The following is a 20,433-nucleotide window of genomic DNA, read 5'->3' on the forward strand; positions in this document are numbered from 1 at the left end:
AACAAGGAATTCCTTGTTAAAAAAAGCCGCCTTCTTAATTGAAGGCGGCTTTTTTATTAATGAGCTATACAGTTATGTGAATTTTAATTTGATATTTATTGAAATTTAAGACATATAAGCGAACAAAAACCGAAAGAAAATCAGTCAATATAAAATTAAACAGCCTGTTACTCATAAGTGTTTAAGTACCTTATCTTTCACTATTTGTCGCAGATCTTTTGTTAAAGCTATATTCGTGAGGTGCGTTTCTTGGATAAAATTCTCATTGTCCATAATAATCATTTCGTCAAAGTAAACATCAAACAAAGAAGTTAAATTATGGTCGTTTATTTCATTTTTTACCTCAATACTTTTTAATTGTTTTGCTTTAGATTCTGAAATTGGAGGAGAAATTATCTTTGTGTTAAAATTATGTTTATTTGAAAGTGCTTCTATTTTTTTTAAATATTCAACACTAATTGGTGAAAGAAAATGATAATCTTCCTCTTTTTTAATCTCTATTCGTGGAGACCAGTTAATAGTTTTAATCCAGGGTAACTGTGAAAAGCGATAAAAAGGATTTTTTTTAATTTTTTCCCAAACGGTAGGGGTAAAGTGTCCTTTATATTTTTCTTTAAAAAAAGGTTTAAGAAAGTAATTGAAATTGTAATATTCTTCCAGATTGTTTTCAAAAAGCAGAGGGGAAGTAAAAATAATCAGATTATCTATTTCATTACCGGATTCTAAATAGTTTTGAACAAGTATATACATTCCTGCCATACTTATGCCGTGATTACAGGCTAAAGAGTTAATAAGGCTGTCTTCATGGGTGTTGTCATAAAATTGTTTACCAACACTATCTCCTATAAGCAAATTCCCGGATTTACTTTTTTCATTTGATTTTCTAATTGAAAGATAAATTTCTTTACCTAAAACCCTGTCTTTGTAAATTTCAGTTTTATAGAGGTAAAAAACATAAAAGCTAACTAACAAAAAGCTACCAAACAGCCACATTAAAACATTTAAGATTAATTTTTTCATTTTTTAAAATTGAAAGTAAATGAACTCAATGCTTTGACTCTGATAAAAGTAAATTAAGAAAAAAATCAGTGAATAAAGTCCCCATCTGTAGTATCTGGGTTTGTCAAAATATAACTTTTCCAATGCATGATTATTTTCTTTTCCAAACCATTCTATAATAATTAAAAAAGAAGTTAACAAAACTAAAAGCAATCCAAAAGTAGATAAAATAAAATCTCCCAATGCAAAGATAGAGTTGAGGGACAACAGATCTTCAAATATTCGGTGCAGCAGATAAAAACTTTGGAAAATATCTTCTGCTCTAAAAAATATCCACCCAATGCTTATTAGTAAAAAAGTTATCAGAATATTAAAGACATTTACTATGGTCTCTTTCCCTTTAAATGACAGTTGAGTATTTTTGTATTGCCGGTGTTTATTGAGGATCAGTAATGGGATAAATAACAAAGCATTATACAAACCCCAAAAAATGAAAGTCCAGTTAGCCCCGTGCCAAAAACCGCTGATTAAAAAAACGATAAAAACATTTCTGATTACCTTTAATGCTGAGCCTCTGCTACCACCTAAAGGAATAAAAACATAATCTCTAAACCATGTTGTCAGGGAGATATGCCATCTTCTCCAAAATTCAGCTACATCTCTTGAGAAGTAGGGGAAAGCAAAGTTTTTTCTTAACTCAAAGCCAAATAGTTTAGCAGTACCTATCGCAATATCTGAATACCCTGAAAAATCACAATAAATTTGTAAGCCAAATAAGATATTTATAAATAGAATTTCCCAACCACTGTAAGACTCCGGATTGCTGTATACCATATGCACGTAAATGGCTAAATTGTCAGCTATGACCATTTTTTTAAAGAAACCCCAAAGAATTTGTCTTAGGCCGTCTACAGCATAGGAGTAATTGAAAACTCTGTTTTTTAAAAACTGGGGGAGTAAGTTGCCGGCTCTCTCAATAGGACCGGCTACCAACTGAGGGAAGAAAGCAACAAAAACTGAAAATGCTAAAAAATTATTAGTGGGAGCAATTTTCCCCCGGTAAATATCAATCGTATAGCTTAATGTTTGAAAAGTATAGAAACTAATGCCTACCGGCAGCACAATATTAAGTAACGGACTATGCAGGTCGAAACCCAATAAAGTAAAGGATTGTATAAAGTTCTCAACAAAAAAATTGAAGTATTTGAAAAAGCCTAAAATACCCAGATTTATGAGCAGACTGAAAAATAGAAATATTTTTTTAGTTTTTTTGGAATTGGCCTTGTGGATATTCTTTCCGATAAAAAAATCAGTAATCGTACTAATTAAAATTAAAATTAGAAACTTCCAGTCCCACCATCCGTAAAAAAAGTAGCTGCTTAAAAGTAATAATAAATTTTGAGAACGTAAGTCTTTGTTAAGCAGCCAGTATGCCATAAATACTAATGGCAGGAAAATTGCAAAGTCAAGTGAATTGAATAGCATAAAATGCTTTAATGTTAACTATGTAATATTTAAAGTAAATTTTTTTAAAACTACGTAAAAAATGTTTGTAGAAATAAAATTAAAAGTGCATATTAGCATATAATTTTAATATAAGTTAGTACTTTAAAAGAATTTTAGAATACGAAAAAGAATATATAAAATATAAAAGGCTGATTACTAAAGCTAAATAAATTTTTTTTTAAAAAAAAATCTTTAATGTTTTGCAAAAACCAAAAAGAAAGCTATATTTGTAATCACTAAATGTTTAGAAAATTAACTAAGGCTATGAAAAATTTGAAAATCTTTATTTTAACGTGTGTTGTAATGTTAACTGTATTAGCGACTGCTCAGGCAGGCCCTCCGGGTCCTGAGCCTAATCCGATTCCTCTTGATGGAGGGATAATAACTATTTTGATTGCTATTGCAGGTGCAATTGGCGGCAAGAAAGTTTTTAATAAATTTAAGAAAAAGCAACAACAATAGAATTAATTAAAATTAATACCTAAAGCCCAATTTATGAGAATGAATTGGGATTTAGGTGTTTAACCTCTTTGTGTCGCATATTCTATTGTGTGTGGCCTAAACCTTTTTGGTTATATTTAATAGACACTTACTTAGATTTATTTGTTTTATTATTATCAAAAGACAAGCTCTGATAAAAAAAAGCAATTAGAGATTTTCTAATTGCTTTTTTAGGTTTTGCGTTAACAACATTATTTATGTTACATCCCAAAAGCATAATAAACAGTTCCGGATTGATTTGGATAAATTCCTTCAACCAATACCCCCCCGGAAATTCCTTCTAATACTTCAGATAAGTCAGAAAGTGATCGCACTGCTCTTTTGTTTATATGAGTTATAACAAAGCCTTCACGTATATTTGTATTTGAGCGTAGAATGCCATTACGTAATTTTTCTATTTTTAGCCCGCCGTCTATATTAAGCCTTCTTCTTTCTGCTACTGAAAGTTCAACTAACTCAGCGCCTATTTTTTCCATAATATCTACATTGCTTCTGCTTAGCAGTTCCGGTCTGTTATTAATGTTTTGCAAAGTAACATTCGTAATTCTATTTCTTCCATCGCGAATATAATCAATGGTAATTTCGTCTCCGGGTCTGAATCTGGCAACTTGTTCCTGTAATTGTGGTGAAGTGTTAACTGGTGTTCCGCTAACATGCGTAATAACATCTCCAACTTTGATACCTGCTAAATGTGCTGCACTACTATTGCCTACGCTTTCAATATAAACACCTTTTATGTCCGGCAAGTCTAATTTTTTTGCTAAATCGGCATCAACATTTCTGATAGTAACTCCTAAAAATCCTCTTTGTACAAGTCCGAATTCTTTTAGATCGGTCACAATTTTGTTCACTAAATTAGCCGGTACGGCAAAACTATATCCGGCAAATGTACCTGTTGGTGTAGCGATAGCCGTGTTAATACCAATTAAATCACCTTTTAAATTTACCAAAGCACCTCCGCTGTTACCCGGATTAACGGCAGCATCAGTTTGAATAAAAGACTCTATAGCTGTTTGCTCTCGTAAAATATTTATATTTCTACTCTTAGCACTCACAATTCCTGCGGTAACGGTTGAAGATAGATTAAACGGGTTACCCACTGCAAGCACCCATTCGCCAATAACAATGGCATCAGAATTCCCAAAAGTCATAAAAGGCAAGTCATTTGCATCTTTTATTCGTATTAAGGCGATATCTGTAGAAGGGTCTGTTCCTATAACTTCAGCCTCATACACTCTGTTATCATTTAAAGTGACATTTATGCCGTCAGCATTACTAATTACATGGTTATTAGTTACGATGTAGCCATCTTTAGAAATTATTACTCCTGAGCCGGATGAACGCCTTTGGCGAGGTTCCCCTCTGGGACTAAAAAAATCATCTTTGAAAAAATCTCTTAGTGAATTTTGTTGCTGACCTCTTGTGCCGGATGAAGTCGTTCTGATGTGAACAACTGCGGGAGTGCTCAAAGCTGCAGCATGTCTAAAATCTACCGGTTGAGATTCTCCAAAATCAGCAATTTCATCAAAACTTGTGAAACTGCCCGGAATTTGATTTTCAGAAATTCTGATAATTTCTTGCTGTGGTTCAAAAATCTTAAAACCTGCATAAAATGTAGCAGCACTTACCACAAAAGCTAAAAAAATTGTTGTTAAAATTTGATTTGTTTTCATAGTAATCTCCTTTTTATATTAATGATAACAAAAACTATGCCCGACCGGCAAACTTATAAAACAACAGATTTTTAGGGTCATTTGTTTTAAAGCTGTCAAAAAATTGACTTAAGTGTATATTTTTTTGAATACCTGCTTAATCTAATTGACATTTAAAAACAAAACTTATCTTTGCTTCCAAAATAACATTTAGAATATGAAGATTAGAAACAACTGGACTAAAGAAGAAATTAAAGAAATATACCATCAGCCAATTTTAGATTTAATTTATCAATCAGCAGGAGTACACCGTACTTTTCATAAACCTAATGAAGTTCAGGTATGTACCTTATTAAGTGTAAAAACAGGAGGTTGCCCGGAAGATTGTGCTTACTGCCCTCAGGCTGCCAGGTATCATACTGATATTAAAGTTCATAAGCTGTTAGATGTTGAAACCGTAAAAACAGCTGCTACCAAAGCAAAAGATGCCGGTTCTACACGTTTTTGTATGGGTGCCGCATGGAGAGAGGTGAGAGATAACCGGGACTTTGACAATGTTATTGAAATGGTTAAAGAAGTGAAAAATCTTGGGATGGAAGTTTGTTGTACATTGGGTATGCTTACAGAGTCTCAGGCCAAAAAATTGAAAGAAGCAGGTTTATTTGCTTACAATCATAATTTAGATACCTCATCAGAATATTACGATGATATCATTTCTACCAGACAATACGAGGACAGACTGGATACATTAGGCAATGTTCAGAAAGCCGGCATTAAAATGTGTAGTGGCGGAATAATTGGAATGGGAGAAAAAGATGAAGATAGAATTGGAATGTTGCATGTTTTATCAACTTTACCACAACATCCTGAATCAGTTCCTGTAAATGCATTGGTGCCGGTAGAAGGAACTCCCTTAGCCAAACAGCCCAGAGTTTCAGTTTGGGAAATGATTAGAATGATTTCAACAGCCAGAATTCTGATGCCTAAAGCGATGGTGAGATTATCAGCCGGCAGAACAGAAATGTCTGATATAGAGCAAGCTCTTTGCTTTTTAGCAGGCGCTAATTCTATTTTTTCCGGAGAAAAGCTGTTAACAACCCCCAATCCTGATTTTACTGAGGATAAAACTTTATTCGAATTATTGAGCTTAACTCCCAGACCTGCTTATAAAGAACCGGGTTCAGATAATTAGGAATTTGCATTTTAAATAATTTTAATAAATAAAAAATAAAAATTTGCAAAAAATATTTATTTTTTAGATTTAACCTTATATTTGTATTAGTACCCTTTTAAAATACATTTATGAGAAGTTTTTTTTTACTTTTTTTACTGCTTGGATTTGCGGACATTTTTGGCTACAGTCAGACATTTCTCACATTTACCGTTGACCAGCCGGAGCCATTAACTGTTGAGCCGGAAAGTCAGTTTTTTATAGTTCAGCCCGATGACATTCCTTTTTCAATTGGAGATATTATTTCAGTATCTGAAGGAAATTCAGTATCTGAAGAAAATCATGGTTATATCTTTTTATGGACACCCGGTACCATACTGTCTGAAGATGATGTATTGAATCCCTCTATAGTTACTATGGGTATGGATAACACTAGTGATACTCTTCTTTTAACGGTAACCGATGATAAAGAATGTGTTCAATACTCTAGAGTAGTTGTAAATTATGAAGTCCCGATGGATGATACCGTTTACATTAATCAGCTCAATGTGCTCGAAAAGGCAAAGATTTATCCTAACCCATTGAAAGATGCCTTATATATTGAGTTTGAATCAGGGTTTTCAAACTATATCAATCAACTTCAAATCTATGACAATCAAAATAGATTAATTTACACTAAAGCAATTAAAAGAAATCCAAATTCAGAAACATTATCTATAGACTTTAGTGCCCGGCCTGCCGGTATTTATCAGCTAATTCTAATTTCTGAAAATCAACAGTTTTTTCATTCTTTAATTAAGGAATAAGAAATTATATAAATCAAAGTTAATACCGATTAAAATGAGAATAAAAAAATACATTTATACAATAGTTTTACTAATGCTGTTTTTACCTTTTGTTACTAAAGTGAGTAAGGCTGATGGAATTTTGTGTGAAGGCGATACTGTTGTATTGCTTATGGAAGAGTATTATGGGGATTTGAAATGGGAAAAATCCGAAGATTTAACGGATTTTATGCCTATACAAGGGGCAACTGTTGACAGCTTTGAATATGTGGTTCATGAAAGTACTTACTTCAGAGCGGTAATTACAGATAGCAACTGTGTAGAAGCCTATATTTCTGATACTATATTTGTTGAGGTTAATCTAAATCCTACAATCGCAATTGCAGGTACTGATAGTATTGATATTGCGGATAGTACTTTTGTCTTGAATGCAAATACACCGGATGTAGGAGCAGGAGAATGGAGTATTATTTCCGGAATTGGGGGCTCTTTTGATGATTTAAATGACCCGCAGACAATATTTAATGGACAGGCAGGGGAAAGTTATGTTTTAAGATGGACGATTTCTAATCCTCCCTGCATTGAGAGTTTTGATGAAGTAACTATTTCTTTTGAAGATCCGACACCACCTATCCCGGCAAACCTCTTAGTAGATTGCGGACTTATTCAACTTCATGTTCATCCTACAGACAATAGTACAGGCACCTCATGGGGTTGTACAGGCGGTATAGTTGCAGGCGCTGATTCTGATGTAGATGGCAAAAACAATACAACCTTAATTGTTCAGAACTGTCCGCCTCCGACTGCAGCTGAGATTTGCGATAATTTAGTGGCTGAAGGCTATTCAGATTGGTATCTTCCGGCAAAAGATGAACTTACCTGTTTGTATAATGAACAAGCTTCTATAGGTGGTTTTTCTGCGACAACTTATTGGACATCTAGTGAAGGGTCTGCTTTTTTATCTGCAAATGCCTGGTATAGAAATTTTGGATCAACGCTTGCCGGATATGGTTCTAAAAACAATGTAAATAGAGTGCGATGTGTTCGCCAAAACAATTAAACAACATTTTGTTTTCGTCTAATTTATTTTTTACTTTTCTCTTTTTAATTATAAGACAGACCCTGATTAAATAGCTTTTGTTCTTTTAAAAAGCTTTATTTATCAAATAGTTATCTTTGTTTTGACTTTTCGTTTTTTTTATTACTTTTATGAAAATCTAAGTAAAAAATGATGAATTTGTCAGTACTTTCTAAGTGGTCTTTCTTATTTTTTTTATTGTTTTCTTCTCAGTTATACTCACATTCAAATTCATCAAACCACAGCTGTGGATCAAGTTGTAGTCATGTCCCAAATCATGTTGTTTTAACTGCTTCAAATCATACTACTTCCGGAAATTCAGCTCAAAATAATCATACGCAACAAGTAATAAGATGTGCAACTGATGAAGTGCATCAGGATTTGTTACAATCATACCCGGATTTTGCTCAAAATTTAGCTGAAATTGAACAGTTTACTCAAAATTTTACAGCAAAAGAAAGTATTGATACTACAAGCACGAGGCAAATAATTACAATTCCGGTAGTATTCCATATTTTATATAGTAATGCACAGCAAAATATTAGTGATGCTCAAATCATTTCACAAATTGATGCATTAAACGAAGACTTCAGAAGATTGAATGCAGACACAACTAATACTCCCGGACCTTTTGCAGCTATATCTGCTGATACTGAAATAGAATTTTGTCTGGCGGTCAGAGACCCGCAAGGTAATCCAACTGATGGAATAGTAAGAGTTCAGACAAGTGTAAATACTTTTGGGGCCAACAATGCTATAAAGTATACTGCACAAGGTGGATCTGATGCATGGCCAAGAGACTCATATATGAATTTTTGGGTCGGGAATTTAAGTGGTGGATTATTAGGTTATGCACAGTTTCCCGGTGGGCCTGCTGCAACGGACGGTATAGTTGTTAATTATACAAATGTTGGTCGACCGCCCCATAATCCATTTCAAAATGCGTATAATTTAGGTAGAACAGGTACTCATGAAGTCGGGCACTGGTTAAATTTAAGACATATCTGGGGTGACGCTAATTGCGGAAATGATTTCGTAAATGATACGCCAACTCAACAAGGTTCCAATAGTGGTTGCCCGAATTTTCCCTGGAGACCAAATTCATGCGGACAGACCAATCCTAACGGGGACATGTATATGAATTATATGGACTATACGGTTGATGCTTGTATGAATGCATTTAGTCAGGGGCAAAAGTCAAGAATGTTAGCTGCCCTTAACGGACCTCGCTCCAGCTTATTAAACTCTTTGGGTTGTACACCTTTGAATGCTCCGCCACAAACTGATTTTACAGCTGATAATGTAAATATTTGCCCGGGAGGAACTGTTCAGTTTACTGATATTTCAAATAATGTACCTTCGACTTGGGACTGGAGTTTTCCCGGTGGAACACCTTCTACTTCTTCAGACCCTAATCCATCTGTAACATATCAAAATGCCGGGACTTATCAGGTTAGCTTAACAACTACCAATGCATTTGGAACGGATACAGAAGTTAAAAGTGCTTTTATTAATGTTGGTCCTTTTGGAAATGAAATAATTTTTAGTGAAGATTTTGAAAGCGGTTCTTTTACTACAAACGGCTGGACAATTGATAATCCGGATGGCGGAATTACCTGGGAAATAGTGACTGTAGGAGGAAATACGCCGGGTAATAATGCGGCCAGAGTAAACTTATTTAGTTATCCGGATGTAGGTGAGCGGGATGGATTAATTTCACCGGTTTTAGACTTTTCTCAAAACGATTCTATAAAGCTGACGTTTGAACATGCTCACAGAAGATTTTCTGCTGACTTTTCAGATACTTTAAGAGTATATGTTTCTACTGATGGTGGATCTACCTGGCCGGATTTAATTTTTGAAGAGAATGAAACGGGTGCCGGTAATTTTGCAACAGGTACTTTTGATAATACAAATTTTGTTCCTTCAACTCAGGATGATTGGTGTTTTTCCGGTACGGTAGGAGTAAGTTCATGTTTTGAATTAGACTTAGGCGATTATGTGGGAGAAACTAATGTTCGAATAAAATTTGAAACCGGTAACAACTATGGAAATAATATCTATATCGATAATATTGAGATAAGCGGGAGGTGTGTTCCTCAAAACGTTCCACCGGTACCTAACTTTGTCGCTAGTCCACAAAGTGGTTGTGAACCTTTAACAGTCGAATTTACAGATTTATCTCAACTGAATCCAACATCATGGAGCTGGACATTTCCCGGAGGTAATCCATCCACTTCAAATGATCCTAATCCGGTTGTGGTTTACGACCAGGCCGGAAACTATGATGTAACTTTAGAAGTGACAAACTCTAATGGCTCATCTACTGAAGTAAAAACTTCCTATATTAGTGTACTCGGTTCAGGGCAGTCAGTTACACTTCCATTTAGTGAGGATTTTGAAAGTAATAGTTTTGCAACAAATGGCTGGACTGTAGAAAATCCAAATGGTGGTTTAACCTGGGAAATAGTGACGGTTGGCGGCTCAACACCGGGTGATAAAGCAGCCAGAGTAAATCACTATGATTATTTGGATATAGGAGCCAGAGATTATCTAATTTCTCCACCTCTTGATTTTTCAAATTATGATTCAGTATTTATGACCTTTGAGCATGCGCACAGAAGGTTTAGTCAAGATTTTGCCGATTCATTAATTGTTTCTGTATCGATAGATTGCGGTTTAAATTTTCCTTTCAGGTTGTTAGCTGTGGCTGAAGATGGAACCGGAGCATTTGCTACCGGCACTACAATTAATAATAATTTCCTCCCTTCTCAGGCAAGTGACTGGTGTTTTTCAGGAACTGTCGGAGCAGACTGCTTTGACTTGGATTTATCTCAATTTGCAGGAGAAAGTACCGTTTTTGTAAGGTTCGAAACCTATAATGATTATGGCAATAATATCTATATAGACAATATAAATATTGACGGTATTTCTATTCCACCAACAACACCTCCTTCTGCTGATTTTACACCTTCATCCAATTTAGAATGTGCGGGAAGTACTATTCAATTTACTGACAATTCTACAGGGGATGCATTAACATACGATTGGTCATTCCCCGGAGGTAGTCCATCATCATCAACTCAGCAAAACCCTTCTGTAATATATAATACTCCCGGAGTCTATGATGTGAGTTTGACTGTCAGTAATTCTGCCGGTTCTGATGTAAGTTCAGTAAACGGATTAATTGAAATTACACCATCACCTATAGTTAATTCGTCGGTAGATGGGATTAGCTGTAATGGAGAAAATGATGGTTCCATAGTTATTCAGGCGACAGGAGGAACCGGACTGACATATCAATGGTCTGATGGTTCAAGCGGTACAACACTTACTGATTTGAATGCCGGAAATTATACGGTTACGGTAACTAATAATGAAGGTTGTGAAACTGTAGAAAGTATTAACATTGTTCAGCCTCAGGTTTTAAATGTTAGTGGTATTGTTGGATTGAGTGACTGTTCAGCATCTTCAGGTACTATTCAGCTATCCGTTAGTGGTGGTACATCCCCTTATTCTTTTAACTGGTCTAATGGAGCCAACTCTCAGAATCTTACAGGACTATCTTCCGGTCCTTATTCAGTTACTGTTACAGATGCTAACGGGTGTGAGAATATTAGAAATTATTTTGTAAGTTCAGTACAGGGACCTCAACTGACACAAAGCTCTCAGAATGTAAGTTGTAATGGGGCTGCAGACGGCCAGATAGATGTCAGTACATCAGGCGGAACAGCACCTTTTACTTTTGATTGGAGCAGTGGACAGAGTACTTCATCAATCTCAAACTTAAGTCCCGGAACCTATACAGTAACGGTTACTGATGCACAAGGATGTGAAACTCTAGGCTCTGTGGTAATTAACGAACCTCCGGCCTTAGTGATTGATTTACAAGTCAGTGATGACCCTTGTGGGAACGGAGAAGGTTCGGCAGAGGTGAGTGTGAGTGGCGGATCACCTTCTTACTCGATTCAATGGTCAAATGGTCTTACAGGAACAGAAATTTCCGGTTTAACAAGTGGTAACTATGAAGTAAATGTTACGGATAATAACGGGTGTTCAGAAACTATTCCTTTTGAAGTTGAAACAGGAGAACAATTACAATTATTGACTTATACAACTCCGGATAGTGGAAATGCAGAAGGAGTGGCAATAGTAGAACCACTTAACGGACAGGCACCTTTTACAATTTTATGGGATGATCCGAATAATCAGGACAATGATACAGCTGTGAATCTAACAGCAGGAATTTATCAGGTAATAGTTGAAGATGCGAATGGATGTATAGGCATTACCGAAGCTCAGGTTGATTTTTATTTACCTGTATCTGCTAATGAGTTGGAGTCAAATGACGTGTTTATAAATGTATATCCGAATCCGGCATTTGATCAACTTAATATTTTTATTGAGAATGAAAAAAATGAAACTACCATACTTAGTATTTATAGTTTAAAAGGGCAACTTCTGGATGAGATAGATTTTGGTAAAAGTCATCTAATTGAAAAGAGCATTGATTTAAGAAGTTTTGCTGCGGGTGTATACTTTGTGAAAGTAAAAACTGAAAGTCACCAGAAAAACTTTAGAATAATAAAAAAATAAATACACCCAGTTAAATCCATGCTCGCAAAGCAAAGTATTTTAATCATTTTTTCAAACCTAAACATTTTTATTATCAAGTCGTATAAAAAGCTTGGTGATGACATAATGTCATTTTTAAAAAAAAGCTAATAATATTCGTATGGTAAAAAAATTACTCATTTGTTTACTCGTTCAATTTTTTACCCTCTCCTTACATTCTTATTCACAGTCAAGTCAACCGGTTCAACATGTTTGCGGCTCAAGTTGCAGTCATCAGCATGCCGGTATGTTGGGTAATAATCCGCATATACAATCCGGTCAGGCTGAGAGATGCGCTACGGATCAACTGCATTTTGATAAGATGCAGAATGATAAGGGATACCCTGCAAGGATACAGGATATAGAAGACTTTACAAATAGTTTTATACAGCAACATATGGCTGATACAAACGGAACTACCAGAACCATATATACGATTCCGGTAGTTTTTCATGTGGTTTATAATACACCTGCTCAAAATATTAGCGATGCTCAGATTCTTTCGCAGTTAGATGTATTGAATGAAGATTTCAGAAGACTTAATGCTGATACAGTTAATACACCTAGTGCATTTTCAGGAATAGTAGCAGATACCGAAATCGAATTTTGTCTGGCAGTGAGAGACCCCAACGGGCAGCCTACAACCGGAATAACAAGAACACAAACCAGTGTAACTTCATTTACTTCAAACAGCGCAGTTAAGTTTAGTTCTCAGGGAGGAAAAGACGCCTGGCCAAGAGATTCTTATATGAATTTTTGGATTTGTAATCTTACCGGCGGGCTATTGGGTTATGCTCAGTATCCCGGAGGGAATGCATTAACAGATGGAATTGTAGTTAATTATACTAACGTAGGAAGACCGCCACACAACCCATTCATTAATAGCTATAACAGAGGCCGGACAGGTACGCATGAAGTTGGACATTGGTTAAATTTAAGACATGTTTGGGGTGATTCTTTTTGCGGAAATGATTTAGTAAATGACACTCCTACCCAGGAAGGACCAAATTATGGTTGCCCTTCATTTCCGAGAAGACCAAATAGTTGTGGTCAGTCAAATCCAAATGGAGATATGTATGTAAACTATATGGATTACACTACAGATGCTTGTATGAATTCATTTTCTCACGGACAAAAGTTAAGAATGTTAGCGGCTTTGAACGGACCAAGAAGTTCTTTGTTAAACTCAATTGCTTGTATACCGGTGACATCTCAACCTTATAGTGATTTTAATTTAACCTTGACAAATATTTGTCCGGGTGATCAGATACAGTTTTCTGATAACTCTCAAAACGGTCCAACTTCATGGAGTTGGAGTTTCCCGGGTGGAGTTCCGTCTACTTCTAATAGTCAAAACCCGACAGTAACCTATCCCAATTCAGGAAATTTTGATGTTGTTTTGACAACTTCCAATGCTCATGGCTCACATACCGTTACCATGAATAACTTGATAAATGTAGATTATTATGGAGAAAGTATTTTGTTTCAGGAAGATTTTGAAAGCAATTCTTTTAATACAAATGGTTGGACGGTAGAAAATCCGGACAATCATATTGGCTGGGAAATAGTTTCAGTTGGAGGTAGTCAATCAGGAAACAGAGCCGCAAGAGTAAATCACTACAGCTACTCAGTAATAGGAGAGAGGGATGGATTGATTACACCTTCTTTAGATTTTTCAAACTATGATTCATTACAATTGTCGTTTCAACATGCTTACAGAAGATACAACAACTTTACTTCAGATACCCTGCGTATTTATGTATCAACAGATAACGGGCAAACATGGCCACACTTAATTTTTGAAGAAGCCGAAGATGGCAGTTATAATTTTGCTACAGCCGTTAATACTACAGCTAATTTTGTTCCTTCTACACCTCACAATTGGTGTTTTAGCGGATCGGTAGGTGCATCTTGTTTTGAATTGGATCTTTCAGATTTTGATGGGTATTCTAATGTGCGTATAAAGTTTGAAACAGCTAATGCTTATGGAAACAATCTATACATAGACAATGTCTTGGTAAAAGGCAGATGCTTATCATCAGGCCCTCCGGTTAGTAATTTACAAGCTGATTTTGAATCAAATAAGCAGGAAGCCTGTATTGGAGATGATATAACTTTTAATGACTTATCGGGTTCAGGAGTGAGCTGGAGGCAATGGCAATTCCCGGGAGCGAACATAACAGTTTCTAATGCAGCAAACCCAACAGTTAATTATTCTTCAGCCGGTAGTTTTGATGTGATCTTAACGGTAAGTAACGGAACAGATACAAGTGTTTTAGTTTTAGACGATTATATCACTGTAAACACACAACCGGGAATTACACATACTCAATCAAATGTCAGTTGTAACGGAGGTTCAAACGGTCAAATATCTGTTACTGCTATAAACGGGACTGCACCATATACATACAACTGGCAGCATGGAGCAACATCTTCAGTTGTACAAAATTTAACTGCCGGAAATTATTCAGTTACTGTTACAGATAATAAAGGATGCTCAGCTAATGAAAGTTTTGGTATTACAGAACCACAGCCTATACAATTGCAATCTAATGTAACGAATGCTGATTGTGGTTTATCGAATGGGTCGGTAACACTTAACATAAATGGTGGTTCAGGACCATATCAATATAATTGGTCAAACGGTCAGCAAACCTCACAGATAAGTGGATTGGGTAATGGAAGTTATACCGTCACTGTTACAGATAATAATTCGTGTAGTGTAAGCGAAACCTATGTTATTAATCAAAATGCAGGAATTCAGCTTACATATCAAAAAACAGACCTTTCCTGCCATCAATCTAACGACGGAAGTATTACTATATCGGCAAGCGGAGGAAATGCACCTTATCAGTATACCTGGCAGCATGGAGTAAGTGGTTCTGCTCTGCAAAATCTAAGTGCCGGAACATATACGGTTACTGTTACGGATAATACCGGATGCTCAACACAGGAAACAATTCAGCTCATTGAGCCATCAGCGGCAACTATAACTGCTGACGTAACTCATGCAACATGCGGGACAAATAATGGCAGTATAAATTTACAACTTAACGGTGGAAATGCACCTTATCAGTATAACTGGTCAAACGGTCAGCAAACTTCTCAGATAGGCGGACTTGCCGGTGGAAGCTACAATGTAACTGTAAGTGATGCAAATGGATGTGAGATAACAGAAAATTACAGTATAAATGCAGGCGGAAGTGTCAATTTGACTTATCAAAAAACAGATGCAAGCTGCAACAATTCAAACGATGGAAGTATTACCGTATCTGCAAGCGGTGGAAGTGGTCCTTATCAGTATAGCTGGCAGCATGGAGCAAGTGGTTCTGGTTTGCAAAATTTAACTGCCGGTACATATATAGTTACAGTTACTGACAATGCGGGTTGTTCAGCACAGGAAACTATTCAGGTGAATGAGCCTTCTGCAACTACTATAACAGCTGATATAACTCACACTTCATGTGGAACAACTAACGGCAGCATAAGTTTGCAACTAAATGGTGGTTCAGGACCATATCAATATAATTGGTCAAACGGTCAGCAAACTTCACAAATAAGCGGACTTGCCGGTGGAAATTATAGTGTGACAGTTAATGATGCAAATGGATGTGTGACAATAGGAAATTACACTGTAAATGGAGGTGGTAGTATCAGTTTGACTTATCAAAAAACAGATGTGAGTTGCAATAATTCTGATGATGGAAGTATATCTGTAACTGCAAGTGGAGGCAATAGTCCATATCAGTTTAGCTGGCAAAATGGAATGACAGGGTCAAACTTGCAAAATATTTCTGCCGGAAGTTATACTGTTCTTGTAACAGATACAGATGGTTGCTCGGCTCAGGAAACAATTGTAATTTCTGAACCTCAGCCAATAACAGCACAAGCAACAAAAGTGCATGCGGCTTGTGGTTCAGTAAATGGAAGCATTACTTTAACAGTAAGTGGAGGAAACGGCCCTTATCAGTATAATTGGTCAAACGGAGCAAATACAAATCAAATTAACTCCTTAACTTTTGGAACTTATGATGTTACTATAACAGATGCCAATCAGTGTAATGTTGTTGAAAGCTATACCCTTACGGGAAGCACTAGTCTTAATTTAACATATCAAACTACAGATGTTAGTTGTGCGGGAGGATTTGATGGAAGTATCACAGTTACTGCTTCCGGAGGGAATGCACCTTATCAGTACAGCTGGTTACATAGTTTTAATGGCAACAATCCTCAAAATTTATCAGCAGGAATCTATACTGTAGTTATTTCAGACTCATTAGGTTGTACTGAGCAAAGAGCAATTGAAGTTTATGAACCTCAGAGTATAAGTTTAAATGAAACTATTACAGATGTTACTTGTTCCGGGCAGGATGGTAATATAGATGTTTCTGTAACCGGAGGCACAGGGTCATATCAGTACAACTGGTCTAACGGATTTACAACGAATGAAATTTCAAACTTATCTGAAGGAACGTATTCATTAACTGTAACTGATGCTAATGGTTGTACCGAATCAGCTTCGTATCAGGTAGACAGTACCGGTTCGCCGGATATTCAGTATGTAAAATCAAATGTAAGCTGTGCTACCTTTGAGGACGGTTCTATAAGTTTAAATGTTAGCGGAGGTGTCGGTTCATATACCTATAACTGGAGTAACGGAGGAAGTACTAATTCGCAGACGAATCTACAATCCGGGATTTATACTGTGACAGTTACTGATGATAATCAGTGTATGGCTGTTGAAAGCATTCAAATTGCTGAACCGGCTCCTTTAAATGTATCCGGACAAGTTACTTCAACATCTTGTGTTGGAAATGACGGAGGTATAAATCAAGCTGTTTTTGGCGGCGTAGGTCCTTACACATTTAATTGGGACAACGGTGCTACGACTCAAAATATAAATTCATTGAATACAGGCATTTACAGTGTAACTATTACAGATAATGCAGGTTGTGTTTATGATAAGTCTTATTTTGTCCCTGAAAGTAATTCACTAAGTGTGGGTTATGAAGTTAAAAATGAAACTTGTACTGCTTCAGCAGATGGTTCAATAGAGTTAAATATTTTAAATGGAACAGCACCTTTTAGCTATCAATGGAGTTCAGGTTTTAGCGGTTCTAAAAATGAAAATCTAACTGCCGGAAGCTATCAGGTTGTAGTTACTGATGCAAATTCATGCAGTAAAACATTGCAAATTACTGTAGAAGAAGAGGTTATCCCTGAGCCTGTATTGCTAATAGAGAATGATGTTTGCGGACTAATGAAGGGAACTGCAGAGGTTATGTTCAAAGGGAATATAAATCCGGACTTTATGTGGTCTACCGGACAAACAACGTATCTGATAACCGACTTATCAGAAGGAAGTTATTCACTTACCGTTGATTATAGCCCGGATTGTCAGGATATTATCGATTTTGATATAACTGCCGGCTTAGCTGTAGATTTACATGTAGAAACTACAGCGGATGATGGTAGTGCGAGTGGTTCAATTAAAGTCAAACCTATTAATGCTATTTCTCCGGTTGTTTATTCATGGGAGAATATACCGGGGAATACACAATCATATGTGAATGATATAGCTCACGGAAGTTATAGGGTTGATGTTATAGATGCCAGAGGTTGTGTTGCTTCTGAGCAAGCTGTTGTTGATTTAGAGCTAATATCTACTAACCAGAGTACTGAGGCTTCTTTAGAAACTAATTTTGAAGTTTTCCCTAATCCGAATTCAGGCTTTTTCAACATTGTATGGTCGAACTCATCAACAGAAAATACTCAGCTGTATTTGTATGATTTAAAGGGAAGAACCATTGTTGAACTTGAATTAGGAATAATAAATAACTTTACCAAAAGCCTTAATGTAGAGCACTTAGCCAAAGGTGCTTATATTTTAAACATTGTTTCTAATAATAAACATCATTATCAAAAAGTTATAATAGAGTAAATCCTTGTTAATTTTTTATAAATTTACAGCTTAATTTAATAAGCCCATTATGAACTTGGTTTTGAAATTTTGTACCACATTTCTAATATTTATTATTTTCTTTGAAACAGTGAGTGGTCAAATCCAACGATGCCATTCAACGGAATATAAAAACTATCAGATAGAGAATGTTGAAGGATATGCTGAAAGATTGGCAGAAGCAAATGATATACTTCATGCTTATAAACACAGCAGTGCGTTTCAACGTCAATCAAATGACATTCTAACAATACCGGTTGTAGTGCATGTTGTTTATAATACTGCTGTACAAAACATTAGTGATGAACAAATTCTATCTCAGATAGAAGTCTTAAATGAAGATTTCAGGAGATTAAATGCGGATGCGGCAAATACTCCTGCTGAATTTCAGGGGGTTGCAGCAGATGCCGGAATTGAATTTTGTCTGGCTACCACAGATCCTGATGGAAATGAAACGACCGGAATTACACGTACTCAAACTTCTATCAATCAGTTTTTTTTTAACAACAATGTCAAATATACCAGTCAGGGAGGCAAGAATGGTTGGGATCCAACAAGGTATTTGAATATTTGGGTTTGTAATTTAGGTGGAGGGTTGTTGGGATATGCAGAAATGCCTACAGCAAACCCCGGACCCACGGATGGAGTAGTTATTGGATATACGTATTTTGGACGAACGGGTACTTTGTCAAACACTTTTAATAAGGGAAGGACTACTACTCACGAGGTTGGGCATTGGTTAGGACTGCTTCATAATTGGGGCGATGGCGGATGTGGAGTAGATGATAATATCGCAGATACGCCTTTGCAAGGTCAGCCTTATTACGGATGTCCTGCTTATCCTCAATCCAGTTGTGGCAGCTCTGATATGTTCATGAATTATATGGATTACGTAGATGATGCTTGTATGAATACCTTTACGGAGGGACAAAGAACTAGAATGAGAGCAGTTTTAAATACACTCAGGTCTTCTATACTCAGTTCTGATGGTTGCACTTTCCAGGTTGAATTTGATATAGATGCAGCAATAGAAGAAATTAAAGTTCCGGGTGAAGGCCAGCAAATTTGTGCCAGCAGATTTTATCCGGAGTTTATACTGAGAAATAATGGTGGCATTGAATTGAATACGGCAACCATAGAATATGAGTTAAATGGAAATGTTTTATTTACCTATGATTGGACCGGCTCTTTAACCACTTTTCAATCAGAAAAAATAAGATTACCGATTCAAAATTTTAATACAGGAAATTACACACTTACAATCAGAGTCAAAGACCCCAATGGTTTTCAGGATCAAAACCCGGCAAATGATTCATTGACAGTTAACTTTACTGTAACGCCGGCTGCTCATGCAGTTACCATTCCATTGAAAGAAGGTTTTGAGGATCCGACATTTCCACCTGCCGGATGGCAGTTTTCTAATCCCGGGGCTACTTTTCAATGGACAAGAACTACGAATGCAGGAGGTTTTGGATTGTCTTTAAACAGTGCCTTTTTTGATAGTTTCAACGGCTCTTCAAACAGCAACCCGGATGGTAAAGTAAAAAGTTTGCTCACTCCGACATTGAGTCTGCAAAGTACAAATTTTCCTTTTTTAGAGTTTGATATCGCTTATGCCCGCTTTGATGAAAGCTTTTATGAGTCATTTGAAGTAGCTTACTCTATAGATTGCGGAACGAGCTGGAATGTTATTTATCAAAAATCCGGTTTAGATTTGGCAACCGCTACAGATAAATCTATTGAGTTTTATCCTACAGATACTGAGTGGAGAAGAGAGCATATTTCAATCAATCACATAAATGGTATAGATTATGTCGATTTTCGATTTACCATTGAATCCGGTTGGGGGAATAACCTTTTTCTCGATAATATAAATATCTCACAAACCCCCTCAAGTGTCGGGGAAAGTGAGCTGCCTCAAAGATTTAAAATTTATCCTAATCCGGTTAGCAATCAACTTACTTTTGAGTTTTTAGATTTTAATAATCAGGAAGTAGAGTACGTACTTTCAATTACAGATATTTTGGGCAGAGAGATTCTTAATAAAAAAGTTCATTCAAATACCAGGCAACATTTATTTGACACATCCAATTGGGAAAAGGGCGTTTATTTCTTTAATATTATGAGCGATAAACAAATTTGGAGTAAGAAAATTTTAAAGCATTAGA

At 36.1% G+C, this 20,433-nt stretch carries 10 protein-coding genes; 7 read left to right on the top strand and 3 right to left on the bottom strand.

Annotation, left to right across the window (positions count from 1 at the left end; genetic code table 11):
- Positions 1-171: 171 nt before the first annotated feature.
- On the bottom strand, positions 172-1,020 hold the full coding sequence (locus EA412_06035) for a hypothetical protein (GenBank protein TVR79664.1): 849 nt from the start codon (positions 1,018-1,020) through the stop codon (positions 172-174).
- A 3-nt stretch (positions 1,021-1,023) separates the two neighbouring features.
- Positions 1,024-2,484 carry an MBOAT family protein gene (locus EA412_06040; protein TVR79665.1) on the bottom strand — a complete coding sequence of 487 codons (1,461 nt, stop codon included), beginning with the start codon at positions 2,482-2,484 and terminating at the stop codon, positions 1,024-1,026.
- Between the two features lie 261 nt (positions 2,485-2,745).
- On the opposite strand from EA412_06040, the gene EA412_06045 reads away from it, so the two are divergent.
- Positions 2,746-2,967, top strand: coding sequence for a hypothetical protein (locus EA412_06045; protein ID TVR79666.1), 222 nt, complete (start codon positions 2,746-2,748; stop codon positions 2,965-2,967).
- Between the two features lie 239 nt (positions 2,968-3,206).
- On the opposite strand, the gene EA412_06050 is transcribed toward EA412_06045, so the two are convergent.
- Complete coding sequence (locus tag EA412_06050; GenBank protein ID TVR79667.1) at positions 3,207-4,679, bottom strand: Do family serine endopeptidase; 1,473 nt, start codon at positions 4,677-4,679, stop codon at positions 3,207-3,209.
- Between the two features lie 196 nt (positions 4,680-4,875).
- On the opposite strand from EA412_06050, the gene bioB reads away from it, so the two are divergent.
- The 6 genes from bioB (at position 4,876) to EA412_06080 (ending at position 20,432) form a co-directional block, all read left to right on the top strand.
- Positions 4,876-5,850, top strand: coding sequence for a biotin synthase BioB (gene bioB, locus EA412_06055; protein TVR79668.1), 975 nt, complete (start codon positions 4,876-4,878; stop codon positions 5,848-5,850).
- Between the two features lie 110 nt (positions 5,851-5,960).
- Positions 5,961-6,635 carry a T9SS C-terminal target domain-containing protein gene (locus EA412_06060; protein ID TVR79669.1) on the top strand — a complete coding sequence of 225 codons (675 nt, stop codon included), beginning with the start codon at positions 5,961-5,963 and terminating at the stop codon, positions 6,633-6,635.
- Positions 6,636-6,669: 34 nt separating this feature from the next.
- Positions 6,670-7,674, top strand: a complete 1,005-nt coding sequence (locus EA412_06065) for a DUF1566 domain-containing protein (GenBank protein ID TVR79670.1) — start codon at positions 6,670-6,672, stop codon at positions 7,672-7,674.
- Between the two features lie 168 nt (positions 7,675-7,842).
- The gene (locus EA412_06070; GenBank protein ID TVR79671.1) at positions 7,843-12,288 is read left to right on the top strand and encodes a PKD domain-containing protein; all 4,446 of its coding nucleotides are present in this window, start codon (positions 7,843-7,845) and stop codon (positions 12,286-12,288) included.
- Positions 12,289-12,427: 139 nt separating this feature from the next.
- Positions 12,428-18,247: a T9SS C-terminal target domain-containing protein gene (locus EA412_06075; protein TVR79672.1), complete on the top strand. Its 5,820-nt coding sequence runs from the start codon at positions 12,428-12,430 to the stop codon at positions 18,245-18,247.
- 49 nt (positions 18,248-18,296) lie between these two features.
- The gene (locus tag EA412_06080) at positions 18,297-20,432 is read left to right on the top strand and encodes a T9SS C-terminal target domain-containing protein (GenBank protein ID TVR79673.1); all 2,136 of its coding nucleotides are present in this window, start codon (positions 18,297-18,299) and stop codon (positions 20,430-20,432) included.
- Position 20,433: the final 1 nt, after the last annotated feature.

This window comes from Chitinophagaceae bacterium (assembly GCA_007695095.1).
Classification (GTDB): domain Bacteria; phylum Bacteroidota; class Bacteroidia; order Chitinophagales; family REEL01; genus REEL01.